Origin of the sequence: Faecalicatena orotica, assembly GCF_905197545.1 — a bacterium.
Classification (GTDB): Bacteria; Bacillota; Clostridia; order Lachnospirales; family Lachnospiraceae; genus Faecalicatena_A; species Faecalicatena_A orotica.
In genome coordinates, this window is record NZ_CAJJZH010000011.1 from 18,120 (window position 1) to 34,879 (window position 16,760).

16 protein-coding genes are annotated in these 16,760 nt (G+C 44.6%); 12 read left to right on the forward strand and 4 right to left on the reverse strand.

Going from position 1 to position 16,760, the window contains the following annotated elements; genetic code table 11:
* Positions 1-9: 9 nt before the first annotated feature.
* The 6 genes from ilvB to ABIN22_RS19650 all read left to right on the forward strand — a co-directional run bounded on the left by ilvB (position 10) and on the right by ABIN22_RS19650 (position 7,563).
* Positions 10-1,692: a biosynthetic-type acetolactate synthase large subunit gene (gene ilvB, locus ABIN22_RS19625; protein ID WP_346910680.1), complete on the forward strand. Its 1,683-nt coding sequence runs from the start codon at positions 10-12 to the stop codon at positions 1,690-1,692.
* A 69-nt stretch (positions 1,693-1,761) separates the two neighbouring features.
* Entirely contained in the window at positions 1,762-2,844 is a 1,083-nt protein-coding gene (serC, locus tag ABIN22_RS19630; protein WP_118618884.1) for a 3-phosphoserine/phosphohydroxythreonine transaminase, read from the forward strand.
* A 1-nt stretch (position 2,845) separates the two neighbouring features.
* Positions 2,846-4,009 carry a phosphoglycerate dehydrogenase gene (locus ABIN22_RS19635; protein ID WP_109730438.1) on the forward strand — a complete coding sequence of 388 codons (1,164 nt, stop codon included), beginning with the start codon at positions 2,846-2,848 and terminating at the stop codon, positions 4,007-4,009.
* 264 nt (positions 4,010-4,273) lie between these two features.
* Positions 4,274-5,662 carry a hydroxymethylglutaryl-CoA lyase-like TIM-barrel protein gene (locus ABIN22_RS19640; RefSeq protein ID WP_118618882.1) on the forward strand — a complete coding sequence of 463 codons (1,389 nt, stop codon included), beginning with the start codon at positions 4,274-4,276 and terminating at the stop codon, positions 5,660-5,662.
* Positions 5,663-5,684: 22 nt separating this feature from the next.
* Positions 5,685-6,365, forward strand: coding sequence for a GntR family transcriptional regulator (locus ABIN22_RS19645; RefSeq protein ID WP_109730436.1), 681 nt, complete (start codon positions 5,685-5,687; stop codon positions 6,363-6,365).
* Between the two features lies 1 nt (position 6,366).
* A complete protein-coding gene (locus ABIN22_RS19650) occupies positions 6,367-7,563 on the forward strand; it encodes an NADP-dependent isocitrate dehydrogenase (protein ID WP_109730435.1) in 1,197 nt (398 codons plus the stop codon).
* Positions 7,564-7,632: 69 nt separating this feature from the next.
* On the opposite strand, the gene ABIN22_RS19655 is transcribed toward ABIN22_RS19650, so the two are convergent.
* Entirely contained in the window at positions 7,633-9,576 is a 1,944-nt protein-coding gene (locus tag ABIN22_RS19655) for an ABC-F family ATP-binding cassette domain-containing protein (RefSeq protein WP_346910683.1), read from the reverse strand.
* Between the two features lie 241 nt (positions 9,577-9,817).
* On the opposite strand from ABIN22_RS19655, the gene ABIN22_RS19660 reads away from it, so the two are divergent.
* The 5 genes from ABIN22_RS19660 (at position 9,818) to ABIN22_RS19680 (ending at position 14,764) form a co-directional block, all read left to right on the forward strand.
* On the forward strand, positions 9,818-10,468 hold the full coding sequence (locus ABIN22_RS19660; RefSeq protein ID WP_109730433.1) for a redox-sensing transcriptional repressor Rex: 651 nt from the start codon (positions 9,818-9,820) through the stop codon (positions 10,466-10,468).
* 123 nt (positions 10,469-10,591) lie between these two features.
* Entirely contained in the window at positions 10,592-12,097 is a 1,506-nt protein-coding gene (locus ABIN22_RS19665) for an NAD(P)H-hydrate dehydratase (protein ID WP_118618878.1), read from the forward strand.
* The gene (gene alr / locus ABIN22_RS19670; RefSeq protein WP_118618876.1) at positions 12,094-13,260 is read left to right on the forward strand and encodes an alanine racemase; all 1,167 of its coding nucleotides are present in this window, start codon (positions 12,094-12,096) and stop codon (positions 13,258-13,260) included. The genes ABIN22_RS19665 and alr overlap by 4 nt, the downstream gene beginning before the upstream one ends.
* 219 nt (positions 13,261-13,479) lie before the next feature.
* A complete protein-coding gene (locus tag ABIN22_RS19675; RefSeq protein ID WP_109730430.1) occupies positions 13,480-13,827 on the forward strand; it encodes a type II toxin-antitoxin system PemK/MazF family toxin in 348 nt (115 codons plus the stop codon).
* A gap of 205 nt (positions 13,828-14,032) precedes the next feature.
* Complete coding sequence (locus tag ABIN22_RS19680; RefSeq protein ID WP_109730429.1) at positions 14,033-14,764, forward strand: YebC/PmpR family DNA-binding transcriptional regulator; 732 nt, start codon at positions 14,033-14,035, stop codon at positions 14,762-14,764.
* A gap of 163 nt (positions 14,765-14,927) precedes the next feature.
* Here the strand turns inward: ABIN22_RS19680 and ABIN22_RS19685 are convergent, their stop codons facing one another.
* The 3 genes from ABIN22_RS19685 to ABIN22_RS19695 form a co-directional block, all read right to left on the reverse strand.
* Entirely contained in the window at positions 14,928-15,062 is a 135-nt protein-coding gene (locus ABIN22_RS19685) for a hypothetical protein (RefSeq protein ID WP_279220777.1), read from the reverse strand.
* Positions 15,063-15,222: 160 nt separating this feature from the next.
* Positions 15,223-15,534, reverse strand: a complete 312-nt coding sequence (locus tag ABIN22_RS19690; protein WP_118618874.1) for a hypothetical protein — start codon at positions 15,532-15,534, stop codon at positions 15,223-15,225.
* Entirely contained in the window at positions 15,534-15,761 is a 228-nt protein-coding gene (locus ABIN22_RS19695) for a helix-turn-helix transcriptional regulator (protein ID WP_118618872.1), read from the reverse strand. The genes ABIN22_RS19690 and ABIN22_RS19695 overlap by 1 nt, the downstream gene beginning before the upstream one ends.
* Positions 15,762-15,996: 235 nt before the next feature.
* On the opposite strand from ABIN22_RS19695, the gene ABIN22_RS19700 reads away from it, so the two are divergent.
* Positions 15,997-16,752: a CFI-box-CTERM domain-containing protein gene (locus tag ABIN22_RS19700; protein ID WP_109730428.1), complete on the forward strand. Its 756-nt coding sequence runs from the start codon at positions 15,997-15,999 to the stop codon at positions 16,750-16,752.
* Positions 16,753-16,760 lie beyond the last annotated feature (8 nt).

Below are 16,760 nucleotides of genomic sequence, written 5' to 3' on the forward strand. Positions count from 1 at the left end.
GTTCTGACCATGCATTTAAATGGAGCAGAGATTGTAATCGAATGTTTAAAAGAGCAGGGCGTGGATACTGTTTTTGGGTATCCGGGCGGAGCAATTTTGAATGTATATGATGCATTATATAAACATAGTGATGAAATCAGGCATATCCTGACATCCCATGAGCAGGGAGCTGCACATGCGGCAGATGGATACGCAAGAGCCACGGGAAAAGTCGGTGTGTGCTTTGCCACCAGTGGACCGGGGGCTACGAATCTGGTCACAGGGATTGCGACTGCTTATATGGATTCCATACCTGTTGTGGCAATTACCTGTAACGTAGGGGTATCACTTCTTGGTAAAGACAGTTTTCAGGAAATCGATATTGCCGGGATCACCATGCCTATTACAAAGCATAACTATATTGTAAAAGATGTAAGCAAACTGGCAGAGACCATACGCAAGGCGTTTAAGATAGCCCAGACCGGAAGGCCGGGACCTGTCCTGATCGATATACCAAAGGATGTAACCAGTAATAAGGCAGATTACAAACCGGTAGAAATTAAGCCTGTACAGCCTATGGATGCAGAAGATATCTGTGAGAAGGACGTTGATACGGCTGTCTCCCTGATCAGCAGGGCAAAGAGGCCGTTCATCTTTGTCGGCGGCGGTGCCGTACTTTCCGGTGCCAGCGAAGAACTGAAAGAGTTTGTAGACAAAGCAGATGCACCTGTTACAGATTCCCTTATGGGAAAAGGCGCATTTCCGGGAACCGATGAGCGGTACACAGGCATGCTTGGCATGCACGGTACGAAGACGTCCAATTACGGGGTCAGTGAATGTGACCTGCTGATCGTAATCGGGGCCAGGTTCAGTGACCGTGTCACGGGAAATACAAAGAAGTTTGCTAAAAACGCGAAGATTCTCCAGTTTGATATCGACGCGGCCGAGATGAATAAGAATGTCATTATCACTGACGGCGTTGTCGGAGACTTAAAGGAAGTCTTAAGCAGGGTAAATGCGAAACTGACACAGCAGTCCCACCCGGACTGGATGAAGAAGATTCAGGAATATAAAGAGAAATATCCGCTCAGTTATCATACAGATATGCTGACAGGACCTTTTGTCGTAGAAGAAATTTACAGGCAGACAAAGGGTGACGCCCTCATTGTTACAGAGGTAGGCCAGCACCAGATGTGGGCCGCACAATTTTATAAATATACAAAACCGCGCACCTTCCTGACATCAGGGGGCCTTGGCACGATGGGTTATGGACTCGGCGCTTCACTCGGCGCTAAGATGGGGTGCCCGGATAAGCTCGTTGTAAATATTGCAGGGGACGGTTGTTTCCGCATGAATATGAATGAGATTGCTACGGCAGCCAGATACCAGATTCCTGTTATCCAGGTCGTGATTAATAACCATGTCCTCGGAATGGTGCGCCAGTGGCAGAATCTGTTCTACGAACAGCGTTACTCCGCAACTGTGCTGAACGACGCCGTAGATTTCGTGAAGCTTGCAGAGGCTATGGGTGCAGAGGGCATCCGTGTGACAACACAGGATGAGTTTAAAGAAGCTTTTGCAAAAGCAATGGAATTGAAAAAACCAATCGTGATCGACTGCCAGATTGATTCAGACGATAAAGTATGGCCTATGGTAGCACCGGGAGCCGCAATCAGTGAGGCTTTTGACGAGAACGATATGAACCACCGTTAAACATATCCCGCCGTGCATGTACATGCCGGGATGTTGGATTTGATAAATATGTTCAGGAGGAAATTAGAAATGGGTAGAGTGTACAATTTTTCAGCAGGACCGGCAGTATTACCGGAGGAAGTATTAAAGTCAGCAGCAGAAGAAATGTTAGATTACAACGGGACCGGAATGTCGGTAATGGAAATGAGTCATCGCTCAAAGGCTTTCGAGGAAATTATAGGTACAGCCGAGGCTGATCTCAGGGAACTTATGAATATTCCTGACAACTATAAGGTGCTGTTCCTTCAGGGCGGTGCTTCCCAGCAGTTTGCCATGATCCCGATGAACCTGATGAAGAACAGGGTCGCAGATTATATTGTGACGGGCCAGTGGGCAAAGAAGGCTGCCAGTGAGGCCGCAAAATACGGGAAAGTCAATAAAATCGCTTCTTCAGAAGACAAGACATTTTCTTATATCCCGGACTGCTCAGATCTTCCTGTTTCAGAAGATGCAGATTATGTTTACATCTGTGAGAATAATACGATCTATGGAACAAAATTCAAAGAGCTTCCGAATACAAAGGGTAAGACTCTTGTTGCAGATGTATCTTCCTGCTTTTTATCAGAGCCTGTTGATGTCACAAAATATGGAATTATCTATGGCGGAGTCCAGAAAAATATCGGGCCGGCCGGTATGGTTATTGTCATTATCCGTGAAGACCTGATTACAGAGGATGTACTGCCGGGCACACCGACAATGCTTACATATAAGACACACGCAGATGCGAAGTCCCTCTATAACACTCCGCCGGCATATGGAATCTATATCTGTGGAAAAGTATTTAAATGGCTGAAGGCTATGGGCGGCCTGGAAGCTATGAAGGAACGCAATGAAAAGAAAGCAGCCCTTCTGTATGATTTCCTCGACCAGAGCAGACTGTTTAAAGGCACGGTAGAGAAGAAAGACCGCTCCCTGATGAACGTCCCGTTTGTGACAGGAGATGCTGATTTGGATGCCAGGTTTGTGAAGGAGGCGAAAGCGGCAGGCCTTGAGAACCTGAAAGGTCACAGAAGCGTGGGTGGAATGCGCGCAAGTATTTATAATGCCATGCCATATGAAGGAGTGGAAGCACTCGTTGCATTTATGAAGAAGTTCGAGGAGGAGAATCTGTAAGATGTATAAGTATAATTGTCTGAATCCAATCGCTCATGTAGGACTGGAGAAATTTGATGAAAGTTATGTAAAAACCGAAAAGCCTGAGGAGGCAGATGCGATACTCGTAAGGAGTGCATCTATGCATGAGATGGAATTCAGTGGGAATCTGAAGGTGATAGCCCGTGCAGGAGCCGGGGTCAACAACATTCCTCTCGAAAAATGTGCAGAGAAGGGGATTGTCGTTTTCAATACACCGGGCGCAAATGCAAACGGTGTAAAGGAACTTGTGATTGCAGGTATGCTGCTTGCAGCGCGTGATATCATCGGCGGAATTAACTGGGTACAGGAAAATGAAGAAGACGGCGATATCGCAAAAATAACAGAAAAGAAGAAAAAAGCTTTTGCAGGGACAGAGCTGGAAGGCAAAAAACTCGGTGTAATCGGACTCGGGGCAATTGGTGTCCTTGTTGCCAATGCTGCAACACATCTGGGGATGGATGTATACGGATATGACCCGTATGTGTCTGTAGATGCCGCATGGAAGCTTTCAAGAAGTATTCACCACGCAAAAACGGTCGATGAGCTCTATAAAGAATGTGATTACATTACCATCCATGTTCCGGCGCTGGATGATACGAAGGGCATGATCAACAAAGATACAATCAGCCTGATGAAGAAAAATGTGGTCATCCTGAACTTTGCAAGAGACCTTCTTGTAAATGGCGAGGATATGGTAGATGCACTTGTATCCGGAAGGGTAAAGGGCTATGTAACAGACTTTCCGACACCGGAGGTCGCAGGGGTAAAGGGTGCAATTGTAATCCCGCACCTTGGCGCGTCCACAGAGGAGTCGGAAGATAACTGTGCAAAGATGGCTGTCAAGGAGACCATCGATTATCTGGAGAACGGCAATATCACACATTCTGTAAATTATCCGGACTGCGATATGGGTAAAAAAGAAGGCGGCTCCAGAATCACGATCCTCCACCATAACAAACCGAACATGCTGGGACAGTTTACCGCTCTTCTTGCAAAGGCAGACATGAATATTTCCCTGATGGCAAACAAGAGCAGGAAAGAATATGCCTATACTATGATGGATATCGATGGAGATGTCAGCAAAGAAGTAGAAGAGGAATTAAGCAGGATCGAGGGTGTTCTGAAGGTGCGTGTAATCCTGTAGTGTACAGGAAAGTAAACTGCACAGCCAGACACTTCCAATAAGGCAGGAGGTACCGGAAGGAGACGTTTGATTTTTAATAATCAGGCAGTTCTTTCCGGGTGCTTCCTTTTTTTGTAGTAAAAATTCTCCATTTTCTTCACTTTTTTATTGACAGGAAAAAGAAGATTGTATACAATTATACAAGGATGCAAATATACAATATGTATCGAGGGCTCATTGCCTTTGTGAATAAAGCAGTTTGATTAGACCAGGAGGTATTTAAAAATGGAGAACAGGAAGGTATTTTTAAACAAGCATACGAATTTGCTGGAACTGGAAGAACATATGTATCCGCTGGTGGATGTGGATACTCCGAATGTTTTCCGGAATTTGTTTCATTATGACGAGATTCCGAAGATCGCTTTCAATGACAGGATCGTGCCGCATAATATGCCGGACGAGATTTGGATTACAGATACGACTTTCCGTGACGGTCAGCAGTCAAGGGCTCCTTATACGACAGAACAGATCGTGACGATTTTTGATTATTTACATAAACTCGGAGGCCATAAGGGAAAGATCAGACAGAGCGAGTTCTTCCTGTACAGCAAGAAGGACAGGGATGCTGTTTATAAATGTCTGGAAAAGGGATATCAGTTTCCGGAAGTGACAAGCTGGATCCGGGCAAGCAAGAAGGATTTCCAGCTTGTTAAGGATATTGGGCTGAAGGAAACAGGGATCCTCGTAAGCTGTTCCGATTATCATATCTTTTACAAGCTCAAGATGACAAGGAGAGAAGCGCTGGAACATTATCTTTCTGTAGTCAGGGAATGTATGGAGACGGGAGTACGGCCGAGATGCCATCTGGAAGATATCACCAGATCTGACATTTACGGGTTTGTGATCCCGTTCTGTCTGGAACTGATGAAGCTGATGGAAGAATATCAGATTCCGGTGAAAATCCGTGCCTGTGATACGATGGGATACGGAGTGAATTTTCCGGGTGCCGTTATACCGCGGTCTGTACCGGGAATCATCTATGGATTAATGACTCATGCCGGGGTTCCGAGTGAACTGATCGAATTCCACGGCCATAACGATTTCTACAAAGCGGTCAACAACTCTACAACGGCATGGCTGTACGGGGCATCCGGCGTGAATTGTTCCCTGTTCGGAATCGGGGAGCGCACCGGAAATACACCGCTGGAGGCAATGGTATTTGAATATGCACAGCTGCGCGGGACACTGGACGGGATGGATACAACAGTGATTACTGAGCTGGCCGAATATTACGAGAAAGAACTTGGCTACCGTGTTCCTTCGAGAACACCATTTGTTGGAAGGAACTTCAATGTTACACGTGCGGGAATCCATGCAGACGGTATGCTGAAGAATGAAGAAATTTATAATATTTTCGATACTGAAAAATACCTGAACCGGCCGGCGCTTGTTTCGGTTTCCAACACATCCGGCGCTGCAGGGATTGCATACTGGATCAATGCTTATTATAAACTTTCGGGTGACCGTCAGGTCGATAAAAATTCGCAAATTGTGAAAGAAATAAAACAGTGGGTCGACAAAGAATATGAAGAAGGTCGGGTTACGGTCTTGACAGATGAAGAATTAATTGCCAAAATAGACAGTGTATGCAGTGAACTGCATATAACACTCTGACCTGGGAGGACATAAAAACAAAATGGGAGATTATCAGGACAATTCCTTAAGCAGCCGCGTGTTTCAAAGAATCCGGGATGATATTCTGAAAGGAAAATATAAGGAACACGATGAATTAAGGGAGAACACGATTGGGAAAGAATTAGGGGTCAGCAGGACACCCGTGCGGGAGGCTTTAAGACAGCTGGAGCTGGAAGGGCTTGTTTCCATCATTCCCAATAAGGGGGCATATGTAACGGGCATTTCACCGAAGGACGTCAGTGATATCTACATGATCCGTTCCATGCTGGAAGGACTCTGTGCCAGATGGGCAACAGAAAATATTACGGACGAACAGTTAGATGAACTTGATGAGATTATGCTTCTTTCTGAATTCCATATGAAAAGAGAAGGGGGCGGCAGTGCAGAACAGATGGCAGAGCTGGACGGTAAGTTCCATGCGATTCTCTATGAGGCATCCGACAGCCGTATATTAAGCCATGTATTACTGGATTTCCACAAATATGTACAGCTGGCACGAAAGACATCTGTTGTGGCAGAAGAACGCGCCCGCAAGTCGATCCGGGAACACAAGCAGCTTTTACGTGCAATTCGTGACAAAGATGCAGACCTTGCAGAGCAGCTCGCTAACGAGCACATTCTGCATGTCATACAGAACCTGAAGAAACAAGGTTACGAAGAAATTTTAGGAGGAGACAGATAAGATGGAAAAGATTAAGATGACGACACCTATAGTTGAGATGGATGGGGACGAAATGACACGTATCCTCTGGAAGATGATCAAAGACAATCTTCTTGAACCATACATTGAACTCAACACAGAATACTATGACCTGGGACTGGAACACAGAAACGAGACAGACGATCAGGTAACCATTGATTCTGCCAATGCGACGAAGAAATATAAAGTAGCCGTAAAGTGTGCAACAATCACTCCGAATGCCGCACGTATGGATGAGTACGACCTGAAAGAAATGTGGAAGAGCCCGAACGGTACAATCAGGGCAATCCTCGATGGAACCGTTTTCCGTGCTCCGATTGTTGTTAAAGGAATCGAACCGTGTGTCAGAAACTGGAAGAAGCCAATCACTATTGCAAGACATGCATACGGTGACGTGTATAAAGGATCAGAGATGAAGATTCCGGGTGCAGGAAAAGTAGAATTAGTCTATACTGCCGAAGACGGGACACAGACAAAAGAGCTGGTACATAACTTTGCCGGACCGGGTATCGTGCAGGGAATGCATAACCTGAACCAGTCCATCGAAAGCTTTGCAAGAAGCTGCTTTAGCTATGCACTGGATACAAAGCAGGATTTGTGGTTTGCAACAAAGGATACGATCTCAAAGAAATATGACCACACCTTCAAGGATATTTTCCAGGAAATTTATGATGCTGAATTTGATGATAAATTCAAGGCTGCGGGGATCGAATATTTCTATACCCTCATCGATGATGCGGTTGCCCGCGTTATGAAATCAGAAGGCGGTTATATCTGGGCCTGCAAGAATTATGACGGTGATGTTATGAGTGATATGGTATCCTCTGCATTCGGCTCCCTCGCAATGATGACATCCGTACTTGTATCTCCGGAAGGATACTTTGAATACGAGGCTGCCCACGGAACTGTTCAGCGCCACTATTACAAACACCTGAAAGGGGAGGAGACTTCCACAAATTCTGTTGCCACTATTTTTGCATGGACAGGCGCACTCAGAAAACGCGGTGAACTGGACGGGAACAAAGAGCTGATGGAATTTGCAGACAGACTGGAAAAGGCCACAATTGACACGATTGAAGCAGGAAGCATGACAAAGGATCTGGCCCTGATTACCACTATTGAGAATCCTACAGTATTAAACAGCGAGGACTTCATCAAAGCAATCGCAGCACACCTATAGAATGTACAGCCCCCAAAGGGGCTGCAAAAAAGGAACACCCGGCACTTGCGTGTGTCAGGTGTTCCTCTTTTATTGGGCCAGTTCCTCCCACTTTTCATAAAGCAGTTCCAGCTCTTCTTCATTTCCAGATTTCTCTACGGCGAGCTCCTGACATTTCACAGAGTTGGAATAGACATCCTCATGTGTCATCAGCTCATCAATCCTGGCATTTCTTTCTTCCAAAACTGCGATCCTGTCCTCGGTCTTTTTCAAATCACTTTGCCGTTTACGTTCTTTCGCCTGCTGTTCCTTCTGTTCCTGCCAGCTTAAACGCCCATCTGATGCAGATCCGATATCCTCCCCGTATGATGCGGTATTGTCTGAAACAGATGCCGGGGAGGCGGTGGAAGATGCATAAACCGCAGTCAGTTCTTCTTTCTTTTCAAGGTAATAATCATAATTCCCGATATAGTTCACGAACGTCTGATTGACAAGTTCCAGAATCCGCCCGGCCGTCTGGTTAATAAAATACCTGTCGTGTGATACATAGAGGACGGTGCCCGTATATTCATTCAGGGCCTTTTCCAGAATCTCCTTGGATGTGATGTCCAGATGGTTCGTCGGCTCATCGAGAATCAGGAAATTCGCCTCGGACAACATAAGCTTTGCAAGAGAAACGCGGCCTTTTTCACCGCCGCTCAAATCGCCAATAAGCTTGTAGACATCATCCCCGGTAAACTGGAATGCAGCCAGTGTATTGCGTATCTGCGTATTCGTGAGGGTCGGGTAATCATCCGAGATTTCATCGAAAATATTCTTTCCGTCATGGAGTACATGGTGTTCCTGGTCATAATAGCCTATCTTCACTTTGGAACCCAGAGTAAATGACCCGGTATCCGGCGAAACTACCTGATTGAGTATCTTGAGCAGGGTTGTCTTTCCAGTCCCGTTGTCCCCGATAACAGCCACGTGTTCCCCTCGTTTGATATCAAAGCTGATATTCTGGAACAGGATCTGATGATCGAAAGATTTGGATAATTCTTCCACGGACAGAACATCATTTCCGCTGATGCAGGATGGTTCCAGGGAAAAGTGTATCTCTTTAGCGGGCTCCTGTGGCTTTTCCACAAGCGTCATCTTGTTCAGCATCTTTTCCCGGCTCTCTGCACGCTTGATAGACTTTTCGCGGTTGAAGGAGCGGAGCTTTTCAATGACAGCTTCCTGATGCTTGATTTCACGCTGCTGGTTCAGGTATTCTTTGAGCATGGCATCCCGGATCTGCTGTTTCTTATCCGCATACGCCTTGTAATTCCCGGCATACATGCGGACAGCCCCATTCTCAACTTCGATTACCTTTGTCACGACACGGTTCAGGAAGAAACGGTCATGGGATACAATAAAAACAGCACCCGGGTAGTTCAGAAGATAGGTTTCCAGCCAGGTGATGGAATTCAGGTCCAGATGGTTCGTCGGTTCATCAAGGAGCAGGATATCCGGTTTGGTCAGCAGCAGCTTACCGAGGGAGACACGGGTTTTCTGCCCGCCAGAAAGGGTGTCCGTCATCTTATTAAAATCTTCTTCACCAAAACCAAGACCTTTTAAGACGCCGGTGATCTCACTTTCATAGGCATATCCATTCTGTGCTTCAAACTGTGACATAAGGCGGTTATAGGTTTCCAGCCGCTTCTCAAGTTCCTCACCGTTTAATGACTTCAATTCATGTTCGATCGTGCGGATTTGCTGTTCCATTGCAATAATATCGGCCTTAGCGGTCTTGACCTCCTCATAAATGGAACGTCCGCTTTCCAGCTTCTGCTGCTGTGCAAGGTAGCCAAGCGTCTTCCCCCTTGTCAGAACAACCTCACCGCTGTCTATGGGCTCTTCCTTCACGATCATCTTTAAAATGGTGGATTTGCCCGCCCCGTTTACGCCGACAAGTGCGGCCTTTTCTCTGTCTTCTATATGGAAAGACCCGTCTTTTACGATCAGCTGGTCTCCGAATGATTTATTAAGATTATGACATGCGAGTATCATAATTAACCTCCTGCATCTTAAGTGTGCCTTATTTTACAGCGTTTTGGCCGTAATAAGGAAATACATACTTATTTCATTATAGCGAAAATAAAGTAAAATACAACTAAAAAATTGACTTTGTCCACACAATTCTATATAATAAAATTCGGTACATTGTTTTGTAAGTACCTATGTATCATATTATGAAGAGCATAGATCATTACAAAACGATGTACTAGACTAAGTTTGGAGGGTGATAACTGTGGAAGAGAGAGAAATATCACGTGCGGTAATAGGAAGGCTGCCAAGATATTACAGATATTTGGGAGAATTACTGGATGCAGGGGTTGAGCGGATTTCGTCAAATGACCTGAGCAAGAAGATGAGTGTCACTGCTTCACAGATCCGTCAGGATTTAAATAATTTCGGCGGCTTTGGACAACAGGGCTATGGATATAACGTAAAGTATCTTTATACAGAGATCGGGAAGATCCTCGGTTTAAACAGACAGCATAATATGATTATAATTGGAGCCGGCAATCTCGGGCAGGCACTTGCGAATTACGCGTCTTTTGAGAAGAGTGGTTTCAGTCTGAAAGGACTGTTCGATGTGAATCCGAGACTCGAAGGTGTTTCTATCCGCGGCATACCGGTCCGCATGATGGATGAATTAAAAGACTTTTTAAAACATAACGAAATAGAAATTGCAGCGCTTACGATTCCAAAATCAAAAGCAATAGAAGTAGCAGACCTGCTTGTAGCAAATGGAATTAAAGCTATCTGGAACTTTGCACATACGGATCTAAACCTTCCGGATGATGTCATTGTAGAGAGTGTACACCTCTCAGATAGTCTGATGAAACTTTCCTACAATATCACAAGCTATAATGAGGAACACGGCAGCAAAGCGTAAACAGTAGAAATTTGAGTTTAACAAAGACGTTCAGGACGTGTAACGAAGGCGGTGCCTTTTTTACACGTCATTTCATTTCGGCGTATTTTGGGAAATTTGAAAGTAAACAAGGAGGAAGAGCATATGAGATATCTGCCTACAGGGGAATGGATGCAGAAAGCGGACAGCTTTACCATCAATGAGATTGGCCTGCCGTCCCTGGTTTTAATGGAGCGGGCCGCCTTAAAAGTTGTGGAAGCTATGGAGCGGGAACAAATCAATCTGGAAAAACCACTTATATTCTGCGGTTCCGGCAACAATGGCGGGGATGGTTTTGCCGTTGCCCGGCTGCTGAAAGAAAAAGGATATGATGCTACGGCCGTATTTGTGGGCCATGAATCCTCCATGAGTGCCGACTGCCGCAGGCAGAAGGAAATTGCAGAAAAATGTGGCGTGCCGATGGTAACAACTGTATGCCGTCAGGAATATACTACTATAGTGGATGCAGTTTTCGGGGTAGGACTCAATAGAGAAATCACGGGGGACTATCTGGAGTCTATCGTAAAAATGAATGCTTTAAGCGGGCAGAAAGTGGCCGTAGACATCCCGTCCGGGATCTGTTCTGCCACGGGCAGGGTGCTTGGCTGTGCTTTTCAGGCAGATTTGACAGTTACCTTCCAGTGTGAAAAGCTGGGACTGATCCTCCATCCCGGGCATATGTATGCAGGAAAGACAGTTGTGGCTGATATTGGTATCCAATGCGGATTATTTGAAAAGGAAAATGATATCTGTTATACCTATGAGAAAAAAGATCTGCCGGACCTTATGCCGCCCAGACGACCGAACTCCCATAAGGGCACTTACGGGAAGGTCCTGATGATTACAGGAAGCAAGGGCATGTCCGGTGCCGCCTACTTAAGTGCAAAGGCTGCTTATACAAGCGGGGCGGGACTTGTTCAGATCTATACCTCAGAGGATAACCGCGTGATTCTGCAGCAGCTACTCCCCGAAGCCATCATCTCAACATATACTGAATTTGAAGAGGAAAAACTAAAGAACCTGCTTGGCTGGGCGGACGTGGTATGTATTGGATGCGGTCTGGGGCAGAGCAGGCTTTCAGAAAGTATTCTGGAAACGACACTGAAAGAAGTCAGGGTCCCCTGTGTGGCTGATGCAGACGGACTGAATATATTAAGCTGTCATCCCGAACTCTTGATAACGACAGAGAGACCTCTTATCCTGACACCGCATATGAAAGAAATGTCCGGCCTTCTCGGCTGTTCGGTAGCGGAACTTCAGGAAGAACGTTTTGAAAAGGTAAAAGCCTTTACAGAAAAATATGGTGTTGTGTGTGTCCTGAAAGATGCAAGGACGGTTGTGGCTAAGAGGAAAAAACATAATTTTGTAAATACTGCGGGAAACAGTTCTATGGCAAAAGCCGGTTCCGGCGATGTCCTTGCGGGGGTAATTGCCGGCCTTCTTGCACAACATATGGATCCTTATGAGGCGGCTGTACTGGGCGTTTACCTGCATGCCTGTGGCGGCGATGAGGCAAAAGCCGCAAAGGGTTCTTACAGTGTACTGGCAGAGGATTTGATCGCGGGAATTGCTTCCTGCACAAAAAAGACAGAGGAGAGTATGGGAAAATGAAACAATACAGCAGAGTATTTGTCAGGGTAGACCTGGATGCAGTTGCATATAATATGGAACAGATGAAACTGCGGATTGGGGACGGCGCACAGCTTATAGCCGTTGTCAAGGCAGACGGTTATGGACACGGTGCGGTACCGATTGCCCGAATGCTTGAGGAAAATAACGATGTCTGGGGATTTGCAACGGCAACTCTGGAGGAGGCTGTTTTACTAAGAAAGGCTGGGATTAAGAAGCCTGTTCTAGTTCTTGGCTGTATCTTTCCGGAACAGTATGAGGAGATGTTGGAATACGACATCCGTGCCACAATTTACATGGAAGAAACAGCATCAGAGATTGCAAAAGCAGCTGACCGTCTCGGAAAAACCGCACGATTCCATATCAAAATAGACACTGGGATGGGACGGCTTGGCTTTCTGCCAGACCATGACAGTGTAAAAAAAATTCAAAAAATCAGCCGTCTGCCCTACGTGGAGCTGGAAGGTGCATTCACACACTTTGCAAAAGCTGATGAGACGGATAAGAGCTACACGTTAGAACAGCACGAGAAGTTTATTTGGATGAAGAATGCCCTTGAGGCACAGGGGGTCCATATTACATATTATCACTGTGACAACAGTGCAGGGATCATAGATTTCCCTGACATGAAGCATAATCTGGTCCGGGCGGGGATATCCACATACGGGATGTATCCTTCCGAAGAGGTGTGCCGTGAGGTGGTCGATTTAAAACCGGCACTTGAACTGATCAGCCACGTGATTTTCGTCAAGGAGATAGAAGCCGGGACTTCCATCAGTTACGGGGGAACGTTTACAGCCGAAAGAAAAATGAAAGTTGCGACCGTTCCGGTCGGTTATGCGGACGGCTATTCCAGGGGACTGTCCAACAAGGCGGACGTCCTGATCCGTGGAAAACGTGCCCGGATACTGGGCCGCGTCTGCATGGACCAGTTTATGGTCGATGTGACAGACATACCGGACGTGAAGTTTATGGACCAGGTGGTTTTGGTTGGATACGACGGTGAGGAACACATTCCTGTAGAGGAACTGAGCAGCATCTGCGGAAGGTTCAACTACGAATTCGTCTGCTGTCTCGGCAGGAGAATTCCCCGTGTTTATATGAGGGGCGGAGAGATCGTAGAACAGGTAGAGTATCTCTCCTGATATGTCAGTCCATGCAGAGCATTGAACTGTATGGAAAAAATTCGTGCACTTGCATACATCCGAAAAAGTCGGGAATACTCAAGTATGCTTTCAAATAAGGAACAGGAAAGCTGATACTGCCAGGTATCCCCATATGACATTGCGAAGCACCGTGTTTTTAAACTTACGTGCACCCGCATGTTCATAGGTTAAAGTATGAGAATCGGAGTGTGAAGTGAATTGGTTATAAAAAGAGGCGATATATATTATGCGGATTTAAGTCCGGTGGTAGGTTCAGAACAGGGAGGCATCCGTCCGGTTTTGATTATCCAGAATGACGTGGGTAATAAACACAGCCCGACCGTGATCTGTGCGGCAATTACATCAAGAATGAATAAGGCAAAACTCCCTACCCACATAGAGATCAGTGCAGAAAAATATCACATTGTCAAGAATTCCGTGATTCTGCTGGAACAGATCCGTACAATCGATAAACAAAGGCTCAAAGAGTTTGTCTGTCATGTGGACAGCGGATTAATGAGGAAGGTAAACGATGCTATCCGAATCAGTCTGGAACTTCCTACATAACAGAGAACGTAAACGTTTAGGCAGTGCCCGGAATGCGGATGGAAAAGAAACTTAAAGAATGTCAAGAAAGAATTGAAATTTTGTATAAAGAGTGATAAAATTGTTACTGTTCAAACTGTGCCGTGCACTTTACTGCACGGCATAACTGTTCATGGGTTCTGAACAGTTACATCTGAGATAAGAAAAGGGAAAGAGGAGATTAGAAATGTCAGGACATTCTAAATTTGCGAATATTAAGCATAAGAAAGAAAAAAATGATGCTGCAAAAGGGAAGGTATTTACAAAACTTGGCCGTGAGCTTGCAGTAGCAGTAAAAGAGGGCGGCGGTCCAGATCCTAATAATAACAGCAGACTGCGCGATGTCATCGCAAAGGCAAAATCCAACAACATGCCGAACGATACCATTGACAGAAATATCAAGAAAGCAGCCGGGGAAGGTGCAGGGGACAACTACGAGCATATTACATATGAAGGCTACGGACCAAACGGTACAGCTATCATCGTAAGAACTCTGACAGATAATAAGAACCGTACAGCTTCTAATGTAAAGAATGCATTCACAAAAGGAAGCGGTAATGTCGGAACACCTGGCTGTGTATCCTTTATGTTTGACGAAAAGGGACAGATTCTTGTAGACAAGGAAGAATGCAGCATGGATGCCGATGAGCTGATGATGGTTGCACTTGATGCAGGCGCTGAAGATTTTACTGAGAATGAGGACAGCTTCGAGATTCTTACCACACCGGAAGATTTCAGTGCGGTCCGCCTGAAATTGGAAGAAGAAGGCATCGCTATGGCAGACGCCGAGGTTACTATGATTCCACAGACATATGTAGAACTGACAAATGAAGAGGATATCAAGAATATCCAGAAGACTCTCGACCTGCTGGATGAAGATGATGATGTACAGGATGTATATCACAACTGGGACGAGTAATTATCGTTTAGATTTTACCATTTACAAAAGAGCTTTGATATGACGCTATGATAAATATACAAAACCGTAGATTATATGTAATTCACTATAAGTGATACATAACCTACGGTTTTTTCTCTGTATTTATAGACGGACACACCAAACGGCCAATATGTATCGCCGATTATTTGGGAATGGCTTTATCTTTTTCTTCTTCCTTTTTCTTGTTTCTATTTTTACTCCACCAAGTACCAGCCAATGAACACCCACCACCTAAAATAAGCACAATGATTAAAATGTATACCCATAAGTTATCCATTACATATCCCTCCTTTTCAGACAATTTGTTTTTTACGATGCTACACGTTTGTAACTATATTATAATTTATTTTTCACTAATAGTCAAATATTTCTTACATATAGTTATAAATATTCGCCTAATTGCATTCAGATATTGCAAATAGGCAATTAAGACACTTCTATTTTATTTTTCTTAGTACAGCAATAGAAATCAATACAACCATCAAAAAGCCATTATACATTAAACGTAAGGTATTTGCAAAAATGATAATATTCTCTATGACATGATACATATAGTAACTGGTTATATTCATAAAGATGAATAAAGCTATAGCACCATAAAAACATGCTGTTCCAAGAATAGCTCTGCCGTGCTCATCTCTACCTTCCTTAGAAACCGCATATACTATAAATAGTATCGTGTTTACAATCATAAGTACATACAGAAACCACACAAATGCCATGCTATTCATCAATTCATAAAAAGTCATTATCGTAATACCTCCTCAAAGTCAAATAAATCCTCAATGCTTACATCAAAGACCTTTGCGATACTATATGCTAAAAGCATGGACGGATTATATTTGTTCCTCTCAAGCTGAATAATCGTTTGTCTTGATACCCCCACAAGGTCAGCAAGATCTTGCTGACTCATTCTTTTTGTTGCCCTAAATACATGAATTTTACTGTCAAATTTATATTTATCTTTAATAGCCACTCGCACACCACCTTTATTAAGATAATATACTGCCGATTATAACATATTTCTTATATTTTGTAACACTTTTTCCTTTCCCAAACTATTTGTAAAGCATGCAAATCTGTTTCGCAAGCGAAACTCTTTTTTTATTGATAGCAACCCCGGGATATGATATAATATTCTGTAATGTATTGAAAGAATCGAATATTTTGTGAATGAAAACAACAAGTATACGTTATTAAGAGGAGATAAAATGGAACAGGAAAATTTACAGTCAGAGATGATAGCATTATTCGGAGAAACTGCCGGATATGCAAAAAAGTTCCATAAGAAGACCTATGAGTCGGATATGGATACTTTGATGAACAAGTACAGTGCACTTCTGGGACGGATCAGGGAAGCTTTCGAAGAATCTGACGAGAAGCTGGATGAAGTTGCCGCCTATATTCCGGATCACGTGGCAAAATTGCTTGACGGGGAACCTTCTAAGAGAAAACGCGGCATTGTCTGTCTGGACTACAATATGAACATGGTGTCCTTTTTCGTACCGCTGCTGGGTGAGATCACCAGCCTGAAGACGAAAGAATTCACGGCCAGAATGATTGAACTCTGGAACCAGAAGATGCCGGATAACAAGATCGGACTTTCTACCCGCGAACAGATACAGGGCGGATTTAAAAAAGGATTGTGCTACATTACAACAGCAGTCTGCAAGAGCCTGGATAAGCCGGATGACTGCTACGAACTGACACTCCTTCGGGACTACCGCGACCAGTATATGATGAATTCCAAAGACGGCATGAATACTGTAAAAGAATATTACAATATCGCACCGACGATAGTCAAAAGAATTGACCGCCAGAAGGATTCCGCAAAGATATATGAAGGTATCTGGGAAGAGTACTTAAGTCCCTGTGTCAGCCTGATCGAGGCCGGTAAGAGAGAGGAATGCAAGGTACTTTACAGTGATATGGTACACGAACTGGAAAAGAAATATTTATATTCATAGGAGGAAAG